Annotated in this window: 13 protein-coding genes; 6 read left to right on the top strand and 7 right to left on the bottom strand. The window is 69.7% G+C overall.

Annotated features, from left to right (window positions below):
• The first annotated feature begins 108 nt into the window (after positions 1-108).
• From H0W40_RS07975 to H0W40_RS07950, 6 genes are all read left to right on the top strand, one after another.
• Positions 109-2,343, top strand: coding sequence for a bifunctional (p)ppGpp synthetase/guanosine-3',5'-bis(diphosphate) 3'-pyrophosphohydrolase (locus H0W40_RS07975; protein ID WP_292445105.1), 2,235 nt, complete (start codon positions 109-111; stop codon positions 2,341-2,343).
• A 110-nt stretch (positions 2,344-2,453) separates the two neighbouring features.
• Positions 2,454-3,356, top strand: a complete 903-nt coding sequence (locus H0W40_RS07970) for a LysR family transcriptional regulator (RefSeq protein WP_292445103.1) — start codon at positions 2,454-2,456, stop codon at positions 3,354-3,356.
• A 134-nt stretch (positions 3,357-3,490) separates the two neighbouring features.
• On the top strand, positions 3,491-4,681 hold the full coding sequence (locus tag H0W40_RS07965) for a CaiB/BaiF CoA-transferase family protein (RefSeq protein WP_292445101.1): 1,191 nt from the start codon (positions 3,491-3,493) through the stop codon (positions 4,679-4,681).
• Positions 4,678-5,766: a hydroxymethylglutaryl-CoA lyase gene (locus H0W40_RS07960; protein WP_292445100.1), complete on the top strand. Its 1,089-nt coding sequence runs from the start codon at positions 4,678-4,680 to the stop codon at positions 5,764-5,766. The genes H0W40_RS07965 and H0W40_RS07960 overlap by 4 nt, the downstream gene beginning before the upstream one ends.
• 90 nt (positions 5,767-5,856) lie before the next feature.
• On the top strand, positions 5,857-6,831 hold the full coding sequence (locus H0W40_RS07955) for a tripartite tricarboxylate transporter substrate binding protein (protein WP_292445097.1): 975 nt from the start codon (positions 5,857-5,859) through the stop codon (positions 6,829-6,831).
• 24 nt (positions 6,832-6,855) lie between these two features.
• A complete protein-coding gene (locus tag H0W40_RS07950) occupies positions 6,856-7,614 on the top strand; it encodes an aspartate/glutamate racemase family protein (protein WP_292445094.1) in 759 nt (252 codons plus the stop codon).
• Between the two features lie 81 nt (positions 7,615-7,695).
• Here the strand turns inward: H0W40_RS07950 and greB are convergent, their stop codons facing one another.
• The 7 genes from greB to H0W40_RS07915 form a co-directional block, all read right to left on the bottom strand.
• On the bottom strand, positions 7,696-8,265 hold the full coding sequence (greB, locus tag H0W40_RS07945; RefSeq protein ID WP_292445091.1) for a transcription elongation factor GreB: 570 nt from the start codon (positions 8,263-8,265) through the stop codon (positions 7,696-7,698).
• Between the two features lie 61 nt (positions 8,266-8,326).
• Positions 8,327-9,076 carry a DUF3047 domain-containing protein gene (locus tag H0W40_RS07940; RefSeq protein ID WP_292445088.1) on the bottom strand — a complete coding sequence of 250 codons (750 nt, stop codon included), beginning with the start codon at positions 9,074-9,076 and terminating at the stop codon, positions 8,327-8,329.
• A 245-nt stretch (positions 9,077-9,321) separates the two neighbouring features.
• Positions 9,322-9,957, bottom strand: coding sequence for a TIGR04282 family arsenosugar biosynthesis glycosyltransferase (locus H0W40_RS07935; RefSeq protein WP_292445085.1), 636 nt, complete (start codon positions 9,955-9,957; stop codon positions 9,322-9,324).
• Positions 9,958-10,082: 125 nt separating this feature from the next.
• Complete coding sequence (locus tag H0W40_RS07930) at positions 10,083-10,766, bottom strand: TIGR04283 family arsenosugar biosynthesis glycosyltransferase (RefSeq protein WP_292445083.1); 684 nt, start codon at positions 10,764-10,766, stop codon at positions 10,083-10,085.
• Positions 10,763-12,952 (bottom strand): FAD-dependent oxidoreductase, encoded by a 2,190-nt coding sequence (locus H0W40_RS07925; protein ID WP_292445080.1) that lies wholly within the window; start codon positions 12,950-12,952, stop codon positions 10,763-10,765. The genes H0W40_RS07930 and H0W40_RS07925 overlap by 4 nt, the downstream gene beginning before the upstream one ends.
• The gene (gene arsS / locus H0W40_RS07920; RefSeq protein WP_292445077.1) at positions 12,952-13,974 is read right to left on the bottom strand and encodes an arsenosugar biosynthesis radical SAM (seleno)protein ArsS; all 1,023 of its coding nucleotides are present in this window, start codon (positions 13,972-13,974) and stop codon (positions 12,952-12,954) included. Before arsS ends, H0W40_RS07925 begins: the two co-directional genes overlap by 1 nt.
• Before the next feature lie 82 nt (positions 13,975-14,056).
• Positions 14,057-15,202: an FAD-dependent oxidoreductase gene (locus tag H0W40_RS07915; protein ID WP_292445074.1), complete on the bottom strand. Its 1,146-nt coding sequence runs from the start codon at positions 15,200-15,202 to the stop codon at positions 14,057-14,059.
• Between the last annotated feature and the right edge of the window lie 13 nt (positions 15,203-15,215).

The raw sequence follows: 15,215 nt of genomic DNA, 5'->3' as shown, positions 1-15,215 counted from the left end.
GCGGCGCCTTGCGCCGCACCCCGGGAACCCGCGCGCTACCATGAACTCATGCCCTCCCGTGCCGTCCAAGCCGTTCGCAAAAAGCTGAGCCAGGCCCTGCCGGCCTTCATGCTGGGCTCCAACAGCGAGGCCCCGGCAGCCGAAGCGGCGGCCAGCGACGCAGCCGCCGCCTCCTTCGCCACGCTGACCAAGAAGCTCTCGTATCTGAGTGCGGCCGACATCAAACGCGTGCGCGAGGCCTACAAGTTCGCCGACGAAGCTCACCTCGGTCAGTTCCGCGCCAGCGGCGAGCCTTACATCACCCACCCGATCGCGGTGGCCGGCTTGTGCGCCGGCTGGAAGCTCGACGCCACCGCCATCATGGCCGCGCTGATGCACGACGCCATGGAGGACTGCGGCACCTCCAAGGTCGAATTGATCGAGCGCTTCGGCGCTCCCACTGCCGACCTGGTCGACGGACTGACCAAGCTCGACCGGCTGCACTTCTCCACGCGCGAGGAGTCGCAGGCCGAGAGCTTCCGCAAGATGCTGCTGGCGATGGCGCGCGACGTGCGCGTGATCCTCATCAAGCTGGCCGACCGGCTCCACAACATGCGCACCATGCAGGCCGTGCAGCCGGCCAAGCGCGAACGCATCGCCCGCGAGACGATGGAGATTTACGCGCCCATCGCGCACCGCCTGGGGCTGAACCAGACCTACCGCGAGCTCCAGGAGCTGAGCTTCCAGTACCTGCGGCCCTGGCGCCACGCGGCGCTCTCGAAGGCGGTGCTGCGCGCGCGCGGCAACCGCCGCGACATCGTCGAGCGCGTGCAACTCGACGTGGAAAAGGCGTTCAAGACCGCCAAGCTCGCGGTCGATGTTTCGGGCCGCGAGAAGATGCTTTATTCCATCTATTCCAAGATGGAAGAAAAGCACCTGAGCTTCGCGCAAGTCAACGACATCTTCGGCTTTCGCATCGTTGTGGGATCGCTGCCTGAGTGCTATCTGGCGCTGGGCGTGCTGCACCAGCTCTACAAGCCGATGCCGGGGCGTTTCAAGGACTACATCGCCATTCCCAAGGCCAACGGCTACCAGTCGCTGCACACCACGCTGGTCAGCCCACTGGGCACGGCCGTCGAGTTCCAGCTCCGCACCGAGCCGATGCACGTGGTGGCGGAGGCGGGCATCGCCGCGCACTGGCTCTACAAGGCGCATGGCAGCGGCGACGCGCAGCACCTCGGCGCCATGTGGGTGCAGTCGCTGCTCGACATCCAGAACGAGACGCGAGACGCGGCCGAATTTCTCGAGCACGTGAAGATCGATCTCTTCCCCGACTCGGTCTACGTGTTCACGCCGATGAGCAAGATCCTCGCGCTGCCGCGCGGTGCCACGGCGGTGGACTTCGCCTATGCGATCCACAGCGACGTCGGCGACCGCTGCATCGCGGCAAAGGTCAACGGCGAGTCGGTCCCGCTGCGTACGCCGCTGCGCAGCGGCGACGTGGTCGAGATCATCGGCGCGCCGAGCGCACGGCCCAACCCGGCCTGGCTCAATTTCGTGCGAACCGGCCGCGCCCGCTCGAGCATCCGGCACTACCTCAAGAACATGGAGGCCGAGGAATCGCTCAGCCTCGGCGAAAAGCTGCTGGCGCAGTCGATCCGGGCCGAAGGCCTGCAGCTTCCCGCGGGCGATGAGACCGGCAGCGACACCGACGCGCAGCTCTGGCAGGCGCTGCTTCGATGGGCCGGGCTCAAGAAGCGCGACGAACTGCTCATCGACATCGGTTTGGGCAAGAAGATCCCGGCCATCGTCGCCAAGCGGCTGGCCGCGCTGCAGGCCGAACGCGGCACGCGGCCCGACGCCGTCACGCTCACCCTCGGCCGCTACGGCACCGAGGACGGCGGGCCCGCACAAGGCGCCGTGGTGCTCGACGGCAGCGAGGGGGCGACGGTCCAGCTCGCCCTGTGCTGCCGCCCCGTGCCAGGCGACTCGATCGTCGGCTACCTCGGCCGCGGCGAAGGTCTGCTGGTGCACACGGCGGATTGCGGCGTGGGCAGGCGCCAGTTCGAGCGCGACAAGGAACCCTGGATCACCGTCGAATGGTCCGACACGCCTCAGCGCAACTTCGAGACCGCCGTGACCGTGCTGCTCACCAACGGCAAGGGCGTGCTGGCGCAGGTGGCCTCGGCCGTCAGCGGCGCCGAAGCCGACATCGTGCACATCGACATGAACGAGGAGCGGGCCGGCCAGACCGCCGAGCTGCGCCTGCTGCTCTGCTTGCGTGACCGCCTGCACCTGGCCGACACGCTGCGCGCGCTCAAGCGCTCTCCCTCGGTGCTGCGGGTGGCGCGCGTCAAGCCCTGAGCGCACGTGAACGTCGGCACAACGCAGTTCGTTTTCTCTGTACCCCTGACACCTGACGCCCGACGCCTGACGCCGTCATGCCGACCGGACGCGAGCGCGGCCTTCCCGCGCTGAACCTGCACCGCTACGACCTGGTGACGCTGGCGCTCTTCGTGCTGGCGGTGCGCTGCGGCAGCATCTCGCAAGCGGCGGTGCAGGCGCGGCTCGCGCTCGGTGCGGCCAGCAAGCGCATCGCCGATCTCGAGCAGTCGGTCGGCGCGGCGTTGCTCGCCCGTCATCCGCGAGGGGTGCGCACCACACCCGCGGGACAGGCGCTCTACACGCATGCGCAGCGCATCCTGATGGACGTGGAATCGCTGGCCGCCGATCTGGCGGACTACGCGGCCGGCGTCGTCGGCGAAGTGCGGCTGCGCGCGAACACCTCGGCGCTGACGCAGTTCCTTCCGGAGGATCTCGCCAGCTTCATGGCGCTCCACCCGGCCATCCGCATCGAGATGGAAGAACAGAACAGCCGCGACGTGGTCATGGCGGTGATCGAAGGCCGCGCCGACTTCGGCATCTTTGCCGACCGCACCCCTACGCTCGGCCTCGAGACCCTGCCCTACCGCCGCGACCGGCTGGTGCTCGTCGTGCCTCGGGGCCATGCGCTCGCGCAGGCGCCTTCGCTCGACTTCGCCGATGCACTCGCCTTCGAATTCGTGAGCCTCTCGGCCGAGACATCCATCGCCGACCGCTTGCAGGCACAAGCCCAGGCGCTCGGCCGGCCGCTCAAGCTGCGCATCCGCGTGCGCAGTTTCGACGCCATGTGCCGGATGATCGCGGTCGGCCTGGGCCTGGGCGTGCTGCCCGAACGCGCCGCCGAGCCCATGCTCGCGCCGCTCGGCCTGGCCCGCGTGGCGCTGCGCGACGAGTGGGCCGAACGCGAGTTGCTGATCGGCGTGCGCGACCTGGCCGCCTTGCCCCAGGCGGCGCAGTCGCTGGTTCAGCACCTCACCGCACCGACCCCTCGCTGAAACGAGCGCTTTCGCCAACCGCGAAACCGGCCTTCTCCATTCGGTCGCTGGTCGAGCCGACAAGGGCTCGCCAGAATCAGCGCGGCCCCTTTCCCGGCTCCTCCCCGCCATTCCGCTCCACTGCCCGAACGCGCATGCAGATCCTCGACGGCATCAAGGTGATCGAACTCGGCCAGTTGATCGCCGGACCCTTCGCCGCGAAGACGCTGGCCGACTTCGGCGCGCGGGTCATCAAGGTCGAGCCGCCCGGTGCGGGCGATCCGCTGCGCAAATGGCGCAAGCTCAAGGACGGCACCTCGGTGTGGTGGGACGCGCAGTCGCGCAACAAGGAGTCGGTGGCGATCGACCTGCGCCAGCCCGAGGGCCAGGCGCTGGTGCGCGAGCTGCTGAGCGATGCCGACGTGCTGATCGAAAACTTCCGCCCCGGCACCCTGGAGCACTGGGGCCTGGGCTGGGACGCGCTGCACGCGCTGAACCCGCGCCTTGTCATGCTGCGCCTGTCGGGCTTCGGCCAGACCGGACCGCGCGCACGCGAGCCTGGCTTCGCCGCAGTGGGCGAGGCCTTCGGCGGGCTGCGCCATCTGAACGGCGAACCGGGCCGCCCTCCCGTGCGCGCCGGGGTCTCGCTCGGCGACACCGTTGCCGGCCTGCATGGCGCGATGGGCGTGCTGCTCGCGCTGTATCAACGCGACGCCCGCGGCGGGGAGGGCCAGATGATCGACCTCGCGCTGTACGAGGCGATGTTCAACCTCACCGAGAGCCTGCTGCCCGAGTACGACGCCTTCGGCGACGTGCGCGAGCCGGCGGGCGGCGCGCTGCCCGGCATCGCGCCCTCCAACGCCTACCGTTGCGCCGAGGGCCGCTTCGTGCTCATCGCCGGCAATGGCGACAGCATCTTCCGGCGCTTGATGACAGCCATCGGCCGCGCCGATCTGGCCGAGGATGCGGGGCTCATTCACAACGACGGCCGCGCCGCGCGGGCGCTGGAGCTCGACGCGGCGATCGGCGACTGGACCGTGCAGCGCGGCCTCGAGGACGTGCTCGCGGCGATGGACCGTGCAGAGGTGCCGGCCAGCCGCATTTACAACATTGCCGATCTGGCGGCAGACGCGCAGTTCGCGGCACGCGGCAACGTCGAGCGCATTCCGGCGCTGGCCGGCGGCACGATCGCCGTGCCGGGCATCGTGCCCCGGCTCTCTGCCACCCCGGGCGCGGTGCGCCAGCGCGCGCCCCGGCTGGGCGAGCACAGCGACGCCGTGCTGCGCGAGCTGGGCCACGACGAAGCCAGCATTTCGGCGCTGCGCGCCAAGGGCAGCGTGGCGTGACCGACCCGGCCGACAGCGCGCTGCAAAGCACGTCCCGCGGCACCGCCGGACAGCACGTACCCGGCGATACCGCTCGACGGCACCTGTCCGGCGTTCACACCGGGCAGCGCGCATCCGGTGATACCGCGCAACAGCACGTCGCCGGCGGCGCTGCGCGGCAACGCGTCTTCGTCCACGAAGTCTGCGCCCGCGACGGCCTGCAGATGGAGCCGCACTTCGTGCCCACCGACGACAAGGTGGCGCTGATCGACGCACTCTCGGCCTGCGGCTTCGCTCGCATCGAGGTCACCTCCTTCGTCTCGGCCAAGGCGGTGCCGGCGCTGGCCGACGCCGAGGCGGTCATGCGGCGCATCCGCCGGGCACCGGGCGTCGTGTACGCCGCACTGGTGCCCAACCTTCGCGGCATGGAGCGCGCCATCGAGTCGGGCGCCGACGAGCTCAATCTCGTGATGTCGTGCAGTGAGGCGCACAACCGCGCCAACCTGCGCAGGGACCGCGAGGCTTCGCGCGCGCAGCTCATGCAGGTTCTCCGCGGCGCGGCCGCAGCGGACGTGCACTGCCATGTGTCGCTCTCCACCGCCTTCGGTTGTCCCTTCGACGGCGACGTGCCGCTGGAGACGGTGCGCACGGCCGCTCTCGACTGGTGGGCCGCCGGCGCCACCGGCATCACGCTGTGCGATACCACCGGCATGGCCGATCCGCGCCTTGTGCGCCGCACCGTCGAGGCCCTGTCGCGCGATCTGCCCATCGACGCGCTGACCCTGCACCTGCACGACACCCGCGGCATGGGCCTGGCGAATGCGCTGGCCGGCCTGGAACTGGGCGTGCGGCGCTTCGACGCCGCTTGCGCGGGCCTGGGCGGCTGCCCCTTCGCTCCCGGCGCCTCGGGCAACGTGGCGACCGAGGCGCTGGTGCACATGCTGGCCTGCATGGAGGTCGACACCGGCGTCGACCTCGACGCGCTGCTGCGCATCGGCGCCGCGTTGCCGGCTCTCGTGCAACGCCCGCTGCACAACCCGCTGCTGCTGGCCGGCCCGCGCACGCGGCGCCATCCGGCGCCGGCCGAAGGCGTGGCGGCACGCTGAACGGCGCCGTCTTCACTCTTTGCTTTCGTCCTGAACCCAGACCGCTTTTCCACCCCGTTCCCGTTCGACAACCCCCACCGGAGACAACCGATGCGCACCCCCTGGAACCGATCGCTTCTAGCCGCCCTCGCGGGCCTGGTGCTCGCCGGCACCGCCATGGCGCAGGACGCCTGGCCGAGCCGGCCCGTGACCTTCATCGTGCCCAACCCGCCGGGTGGCGTGGTCGATACCTCGGCGCGCCTGGCCGCCGACCCGCTCGGCAAGCTGCTGGGCCAGCCAGTCGTCATCGACAACCGCGGCGGTGCGAGCGGCAACGTCGCCTACGGTCATGTGGCGCGGGCCAAGCCGGACGGCTACACGCTGCTCATCTCCTACTCGGCCTATCACACCGGCAACCCGGCACTGATGGCCAAGATGCCCTGGGAACAGTCGGACTTCGTGCCGGTCGCGCTGCTGGCCGTCGGCACGAACGTGATCACCGTGCACCCCTCGGTGCCCGTGAAAAACCTGAAGGAATTGATCGCCTACGCGAAGGCCAACCCCGGCAAGCTGAACTACGCCTCGCAGGGCAACGGCTCGCTCTCGCACATGGGCACGGAGCTCTTCAAGCAGATGACCGGCACCGACATCGTCCACGTGCCCTACAAGGGCTCGGGCGCGGCCATCCAGGACGTGCTGGGCGGCCAGGTGCAGCTCTTCATCACCACGCCGCCTTCCGTGATGGGCCATGTGCAGAACGGCAAGCTCAAGGGCCTTGCGATCGCCAGCAAGTCGCGCTACTCCGAGCTGCCCGAGCTGCCGACGACCGCCGAAGCGGGCCTGCCGGGCTTCGAGCTCGAAGCCTGGGTCGGCCTGTTCGCCCCCAAGGGCACGCCGCAAGCCGTGATCGACCAGCTCACCGCGGGCCTCAAGCAGGTGCTCGACACGCCCGAGGCCAAGGCCCGCGCAAAGCAGACCGGCGTCGAGATCCGCTACCTGCCGCCGGCGCAGCTCGACGCGCTGGTGAAGAAGGAAACCGAGTACTGGGGCAAAGTGATCAAGAGCGCCGGCATCCGGTCCGACTGACGAAACCCGCACCCGGACTCGGCCATGACCCGCAAGACGACCTGGCGCATCGGGCAGATCGTGCCCAGCTCCAACACCACGATGGAGACCGAGATTCCCGCCCTGCTGCGTGCGCGCGAGCAGGCGGCGCCGGAGCGCTTCACCTTCCACTCGAGCCGCATGCGGATGAAGAAGGTGACGAAGGAGGAACTCGCCGCGATGGACGGCGACAGCGACCGCTGCGCGCTGGAGCTTTCCGACGCGCGGGTCGACGTGCTCGGTTATGCCTGCCTGGTGGCGATCATGAGCATGGGCCGCGGCTACCACCGCACGTCGGAGGCGCGCCTTCATCAGCGCACGGTCGACAACGGCGGCGCGGCGCCGGTCGTCACCAGCGCCGGCGCGCTGATCGACGGCCTGGCGCGGCTGAAGGCGAAGAAGATCGCGGTCATCACGCCCTACATGAGGCCGCTCACCAAGATGGTGGTCGACTACATCGAGCACGAGGGCTTCGAAGTGCAGGACGCCATCTCGCTGGAGATTGCCGACAACCTGGAAGTTGGGGCTCGCGATCCGCTGGCGTTGCTGGAAATCTCGAAGCGGCTCAATACGGCCAATGTCGATGCGGTGGTGCTTTCGGCCTGCGTGCAGATGCCCTCGCTGGCGGCTATTCAACCGGTCGAGGACCGGCTCGGGCTGCCCGTGATCTCGGCGGCGGTCGCCACCGCCCGCATGATGTTGGAGAAGCTGGGCCTCAGCCCGGTCGTGCCCGGGGCGGGCGCGCTGCTCTCAGGGCGTTATTGAATTTGCCGACAGCCTGCGCGGCGACTTCGAGGTGAGTTGCCGCGCAGCTCTCCGGGCAGTTCTCGGCCGCGGTTCTGTTCTCTACGGCGGCGCCGGGTAGCGCACCGTCACCACTTCGATCGTCTGCGGCCCGGCCGGCGTCATGAGCGGCACTTCGTCGCCCTCGCGCGCCTTGAGCAGCGCACGGGCGACCGGCGAGATCCAGCTCACCTCGCCGGCCAGCGCGTCGGCCTCGTCGATGCCCTTGATGGTCACGGTGCGTTCGGTGCCGTCGGGCTGGGCGTAAGTGACGGTCGCGCCGAAGAAGACCTGGTCGCAACCGTTGTGCACGCTGGGGTCGGCCACTTCGGCGATCTCCAGGCGCTTGGTGAGGAAACGGATGCGGCGATCGATCTCGCGCAGGCGCTTCTTGCCGTAGAGGTAGTCGCCGTTCTCGGAGCGGTCGCCGTTCTTGGCGGCCCATGAAACAGTCTCCACCACTTGCGGGCGCTCGTCGTCGATCAGCGCGAGCAGCTCGGCATGCAGGCGCGCGTAGCCGGCGGGGGTGAGGTAGTTTTTCGAGCCCGCGGGCAGCGGCGGCAGCCCGATCTCGGACTCGTCGTCACCGACATCCGCGTCGGCGTCGCTTTCCTTGGTGAAGGCCTTGTTCATGCGCCGATTCTGTCGCCTCGGCCCTGCGGGCCTCAGGCACTGAGCGGCAGTTGCGATGGCGTCAGGGTTTCGTCGCCGCGGCCGCAAAGGCGCAAGGCTCGTCGCGTGCGACGAAATGAAAGTCGGCGAAGCCGGCTCGTGCGGCCTCGCCCGTGTTGTCGGTGTCGCTGGCGAGTGCGAGCTGCACGGCCTTGGCGCCCTGGGCGCCCGCATCGCCGAACGCGGCCGCCAGATGGGCGGCGACATCGTGCCGCTCGTTCACCCATTCGCCGGCCTGCGCGGCGCCGCTTCGCGCCACGATCATGCGGGTGCGGTCGGTGTAGGCGTTGGGCCGCGTCGTGCCAACGGGATAGCGGTTGTCCCACACATAGTTGAGCGCCGCGTCCGGCACCTGATCGCCCCAGATCGCGCGGGCGATGGAGAGCTTGGCGCGCGTGCCGAAACTCAGTTGGTCGGGTGGCAGCGAAAAGCTCACATAAACGCGCGCGGCGTAATCGTCACCGGCTTTGGTGGCAAGGTCGGCCTTCTCCAGCGGCGCATCGATGCGCCAGCGCCAGCACAGCACCGGCGAGGCGTTGATGTCGAGCGTGAGCGGGCGGGCGTAGAGCGACATGCTGGCGTCGGCTCGGGCCTCGATGGCGGCGACGCCGTCCCAGGTCATCGGCGTGTAGCGCGTCGGGGTCAGCTTGTCGGAGAGGCTGACGTTTCGCCAGGCTTCGGTGCCGCTGGTGAAGCGGCCGACCCGGACGGGGTCGGCGAAGACCGGGCTGGTAGCGAGGGCGAGGCACAAGGCAAGCCATTTCGATTGCATCGGAGGCGTTTCTTTGATGGCGGCAACTCGCACGCCGCGTGTTTTGGCAGTAGGGACAAGGCGGGTTCCCGAATGGACCCTCACTTGCAGTGCGCGCAGCGGCCTGCAGGCCGCTGCCGCTCTGCGGGCTCGCCGCATGCGGCTCGAAAGCCCCGCCTCGCCCCCCGCCTTCTCCCCAAAGGGGCGAGGGAGTAAGGCCGCGCCGAGGCTGGGCACGGACAAGCTGTGCACGACGTTGCGCGGGATCATCTCAGCAGACTTCCATTTTGGTGTCCTGGAGCGAGGCTGTCAGGCAGATGCGCCAGGTCAACGGGTTCGTCGATGTCGTGCAGGGTCTCGCCCTCGTGCAGAGGCCAGGCGAGTGCGGCGAACCGCGCGCGTGTCGCGGCGGCCACCGCCGCGGTGCTCCATTCGATGTCGCTGAACAGCGTGGCGTCGAAGCGGGTCAGGCCGAGCAGCACGTAGCCGCCGTCGTGGGCGGGGTGCATGACGGCGCCATGAAGGGCGAGGTGCTTCGCTGCCCGGCGCAGGCGCGACGCATCGAGTGCGGGGCAATCGGTGCCGATCAACAGCACGGCGTCGTCCGTCTGCAATGCGCGCTTTGCGGCACGCGCCATGCGCGTGCCGAGATCGCCCTCGCCTTGGTCGCTTTTCACGATCTCCCTCGGCAGCGCCACGCCGCGCCACGCCGCATCGTCCGGCGCCGGGCTCGCGCAGAGTTCGACCGGACCCAGCCCGGCAGCCAGCGCCTCGGCCAGCATGCAATGCAGCAGCCGTCGTGCAAGCTCCGCCGCGCCTTGTGCGCCGAGCACCGGAATCAGACGCGTCTTGACGCGACCCGCCTCGGGCGCCTTGGCGAAAACGAGGATGCGCGTGCTCATGAGGCGAACTTCGCGCACGACGGGCGCAGCGAGCTCGCGGGACGGTTCACGCGCGGGAGGTGCCGCGCGACGGCGGGGCGCTCCACACGCGGCAGGCAGCTCGAAAAGGAAGGCCTCATCGCTCTTCAGCGATACGCCTCGGCCAGGCGCTCCGGCTTCGTGCCCAGCCAGTAAGCCAGCCGCAGCCGCCACATCAGCGCAATCGTGCGCCACACGCCGCGCTGCTCCCAGCGACGCCCGGAGGTACTCACCGTGGCGCGTAGACAGGCCGGCCGGCCGAAGCGTCGCTTCAGGCGACTGCTCAATTCAATGTCTTCCATGAGCGGCTGGTCGGGAAAGCCGCCCACCGCGTCGAAGGCATCGCGGCGCATGAAGATGGCCTGGTCCCCGGTGGCCATGCCGCTCCAGCGCGAGCGCAGGTTCATCAGCGCGGCGACGAGGCGCAGCGCGGGCGAACGGCCTTCGATGTGCACGTCGAAGCGGCCCCAGGCATGGCGGCGCAAGGCCTCGGCGACGAGTTCGTGTGTCGCCTCGGGCAGCAGCGTGTCGGCATGCAGGAACAACAGCGCGTCGCCGGCGTCGCGGCTCGAGGCCGCCGCCGCGCCGCCGTTCATCTGCCGCGCTCGCCCGCGGGGTGCGGCCAGCACGGTATCGGCCAGCGGCTGGGCCAGCGCCGCCGATGCATCCTGGCTGCCGCCGTCCGCGACGATCACTTCAGTGCCGCGCGCACGCAGGGCCTGCAGCCGCGTCAAAGCTTGCGGCAGGACGGCGGCCTCGTCGAGCACCGGCATCACGATGGCGAGCTTCATGCGCCCTCCTCGATTCCGGCCTTGCCGGCCGGGCTCGCAGCAGTCGCGCCATGGTGGCCACGCTCCCACGCGTGGTAGCGCTCGACCCAGGCCAGCAGCCGTTGCGGTACGTGCGCGCGCTTCCATTCACCGGCGGTGTACTTGGCCGCCTCGCTCCAGGTGGGATACGGGTGGATGGTGCCGAGGATCTTGTTCAGCCCCAGCCCGTGCTTCATCGCCAGGGTGAACTCGGCCAGCAGCTCGCCGGCATGCGCGCCGACGATGGTGGCGCCGAGGATCTTGTCCTTGCCGGGCGCGACGAGCAGCTTCACGTAGCCGTGCGCAGCCTCGTCGGCAATGGCGCGGTCCAGGTCGTCCAGGCCGTAGCGCACCACTTCCACTTCGATCTTCTGCTCGCGCGCCTCGGCTTCCGAAAGCCCCACCCGCGCCACCTCCGGCTCGGTGAAGGTCACGCGCGGGATCACGCGGTAGTCGGCCTTGAAGCGCTTGAAGCGGCCGAACAGCGCGTTGACCGCCGCGAACCAGGCCTGGTGTGCGGCGACGTGCGTGAACTGGTAGGGGCCGGCGACATCGCCGCAGACGTAGATGTTGGGGAATCTGGTCTGCAGGAAGGCGTCGGCCTCGATCGTCTTTTGCTTCGTGAGCTCGATGCCGAGCCTGTCGAGGCCGTAGCCTTCGGTGCGGGCGACGCGGCCCACGGCGACGAGCAAGGTATCGAAGGCAATGGCACGTTCTTCGCCGCCGCTGCGCACGAACAATCGCTGCTCGCCGCCAACCACTTCGCAACGCAGCGCCTCGGTGTCGAGCAGCAGTTCCACGCCCTCGGTGCGCAGCGATTCGCCCACCAGCGCGGCAGCGTCCTCGTCCTCGCGCGACAGCACGCGAGAACCCTTCTCGATCTGCGTGACCGCCACGCCGAGCATCGCGAAGGCCTGTGCCAGCTCGCAGCCGATCGGGCCGCCGCCGAGCACGACCAGCCGGCCGGGCTCGCCTTGCAGGTCCCACAGCGTGTCGGAGGTGACCATGCGCACCTGCTCGATGCCGGGAATCGGCGGCACGAAGGGCCGCGCGCCGGCGGCGATGACGATGGCGCGCGTGCTGAGCGGCTTGCCGTCGATCTCCACCGTCCACGGCGAGGTGATGACGGCGTGGCCCTGCAGCACTTCGACGCCCAGACCCGTGTAGCGCTCGACCGAATCGTGCGGCTCGATCGCGGCGATCACGCGCTTGATGCGCGCCATCACGTCTTCGATGCGCACCCCGGCCTGTGCGTCGTGGGCGCCCAGCGACTCTGCCGTGCGAACGTCCTTCATGAACCGCGCGGTGCGGATCAGCGCCTTGCTCGGCACGCAGCCGAAGTTCAGGCAGTCGCCGCCCATCTTGTGGCCTTCGACCAGAGTGACCTTGGCCTTCACCACGGCAGCGATGTAGCTCGACACCAGGCCGGCCGCGCCCGCGCCGATGACGACGAGGTTGCGGTCGAAGGTCTTCGGCTTGTCCCAGCCCTTGTAAACGCGCCGCGCCTGTACCAGGCCGGAGATCCACTTGGCAATCAGCGGGAACACGCCGAGCAGCACGAAGGAGCCGATCACGCCCGGCGACACGATGCCCGAGAGGCTTTCGATCTGCCCGAGCTGCGTGCCGGCATTCACGTAGACCAGCGTGCCGGCGAGCATGCCGAGCTGGCTCACGCCGTAGAAGACCGGCGTGCGCATGGGCGTGAGCCCCATCAGCAGGTTGACCGCGAAGAAGGGAAACAGCGGCACCAGCCGCAGCGTGAACAGGTAGAACGCGCCATCGCGAGCCACGCCCTCGTTGACCGCCGTGAGCTTGTCGCCGAAGCGGCGCTGCACGGTGTCGCGCAACAAATAGCGCGAGGCGAGGAAGGCCAGGGTCGCGCCGATCGACGAGGCGAAGCTCACCACCAAGGTGCCGATCCACAGCCCGAACAGCGCGCCGCCGGCCAGCGTCATGACCGCGGCGCCGGGCAGCGAGAGCGCGGCGACCGCCACGTAGATGGCGAAGTAGGCGGCCAGCACCGTCAGCGGCTGGCGCGCATAGAGCTCGGCGAACTGCGCCTGCCGTGCCTTCATCGCCTCCAGGCTCAACTCGTGGTGCCCGCCGAAGGCGAAAAAGGCGATGACCGCGGCAGCGATCACCAGGGCCAGCAGCAGCTTCCTGTTCATCACGCCGCCTTCAACGCGCCGCCGCAGCTGCTGCCCTGCCCGGCGGTGCAGCCGTAGCAGTGGTCGGCCACAGCGATCGGGTCGTCGTCGAGCGCCCGGGCGAGCAGGTCGCGCAGATGCGGTCGCGCGCCGGCGACGGGCAGGACATGGGGCCGTTCACCGCCGACCGTGCGGCGAAGCGCCGCACCGGCCGCGGGCAGCGGCAGGCCGAGCTGCTGGTTGAAATCGCAGTCGTAGAGATCGCCCTGCCAGTCGACGCTCACCAGGTTGCGGCACATCACGCCTTCGAGGTTGGCGCGCGAATAGCTGTCCTTGAGCAACTGCATGTAGCCCTGGAACTGGCCCTTGGATACCAGCGTGCTGCCGAAGCGCTGGATCGGCATGTTGGCCAGGGTGTAGAGCTGGTCGAAGCGGACGCCGAAGTGCTCGAACAACTCGCGCCGGTAGTCGGCCTCCAGCGCCTCCTGCGGCGGCGGCAGCGCAGGGCCTTGCGGGTTGTAGACGAGCTTGAGCACGAGCGAGCTTCCCGGCTGCGCGTAACCCAGGGCATTGAGCTTTTGCAATGCGGCGATGCTCTTGTCGAAGACGCCGCTGCCGCGCTGCTGGTCGACGTTCTTCACGGAATAGCAGGGCATGGAAGCGACCACCTCGACCTGCTGCTCAGCCAGGAACTCGGCCAGGCCTTCGTGCCCCGGCTCGAACAGGATGGTGAGGTTGCAGCGGTCGATAACGTGCACGCCCAGCGCGCGCGCATCAGCCACCAGCGCGCGAAACCCTTCGTTGAGTTCGGGCGCACCGCCGGTCAGATCGAGCGTCCGGATGCGACGCGCGACCAGCACCTCGCGCACGAGCGCAAGCGTGTCGGCATCCATCATCTCGGTGCGATTGGGCCCGGCGTTCACATGGCAGTGCAAACAGCTCTGGTTGCAGCGGTAGCCCAGGTTGACCTGCAGCGTCTCGAGCGGGCGCCGACGCAGGGCGGGGAAATCGGTCTGGCGCAGCAGCGGCAGGGTGGCGTGCATCGTTCGGGACTCCGGGGATTTCGGTTCTGTCGCGGCAGGGCGGCCAGGCTTACAGCGCGGGCTCGCGACGGCTTCGTCTGCATCATGCCGCGCGATCGGAATCCGGGTCATGACGCGCGATGAAAGCCCGGTCGATGTGGTCCTTCCAGCGCCAGACCCAGCCGCCCGCCAGGCTGAAGCGGCCGTAACTCATCAGGGCATGGCGCTCGCCGGTGCTCAGCAGGTAAAGCGAACGCCCGCGCGGGCGCCAGCGGCGCAACGGTGCATCGCGCAGCGAGGCGAGCAGGTTGTGCGCCAGCACGGGCCCGGCGCGGACCGCGTGCACGCCCGAGCTGGCCAGCGCGCCGTCGCTGCGCTGGGACACGTCGCCGGCCGCAAACACGGCCGCGTGCGAGACGCTGCGCTGACAGGCATCGACTTCGACCTGCCCGCTTTCCGTGAGCGCGAGGCCGCTCTGCGCCAGCCAGCCCGCCGGTTGCGCGCCGGTGGCGGTGATCAAGGCATCGGCACGCAGCAAACTGCCGTCGGCGAGGCGCAGCGCATCGGCGCCCTGCGGCAGCGCCGGGCCGGACAACAGCGCCACGCCGCGCCGCACGAGCCAGTGCCGCGCGCGCCGCCGTACGCCAGCCGCATGGCCCGGCAGTAGCCCGGCATCTCCGCACACCAGCGACACCGAACGGCCCAGCCGACGGCGCGCCGCGAAGGCCAACTCCACGCCCCCGGCGCCCGCGCCCAGCACCGCAAGCGCGAAATCGGGCCGTGCCGCGGCCTGCGTCACGATGCGCCGCCAGCCGGACACGAAGCCGGCGAGCGGGCGCACCGGCAGCAGGATCGGCGCGGTCTGCTGCGAGTCGCACCGGCCGCTCACCAGGGCGCCCAACGGACCCAGTGCGATGCCGCTGCCGATGTCGAGCGAGAGCCGCTCGTAGCCGATCACGCTGCCGTCATCGAGACTCACGCGCTGCTGTTCGGCATCGAGCGCCACGGCCGCACCGAGCCGCAGTTCGACACCGGCGGCCACTGCCAGCCGGTGCAGATCGATGGCGCACTGCCCGAGCCGGTAGTGCCCGGCCATCCAGCCCGGCAACATCCCGGAATAGAGCATGCGCGGCTGCGGGGTGACGAGCGTGACCTGCCAGCCCGTCGGGCGCTCGCGCGCCAGCGCCTGCAGCACGGCCAATTGCGAGTGGCCCCCGCCGAGCAACAGCAAGCGCTGGCCGCCGCTCATGGCCGCCAACACC

The sequence above is a fragment of the Methylibium sp. genome, from assembly GCF_013817345.1.
In the GTDB taxonomy this organism is placed as follows: domain Bacteria; phylum Pseudomonadota; class Gammaproteobacteria; order Burkholderiales; family Burkholderiaceae_C; genus Methylibium.
This window is presented reverse-complemented; position numbering and strand designations above follow the sequence as displayed.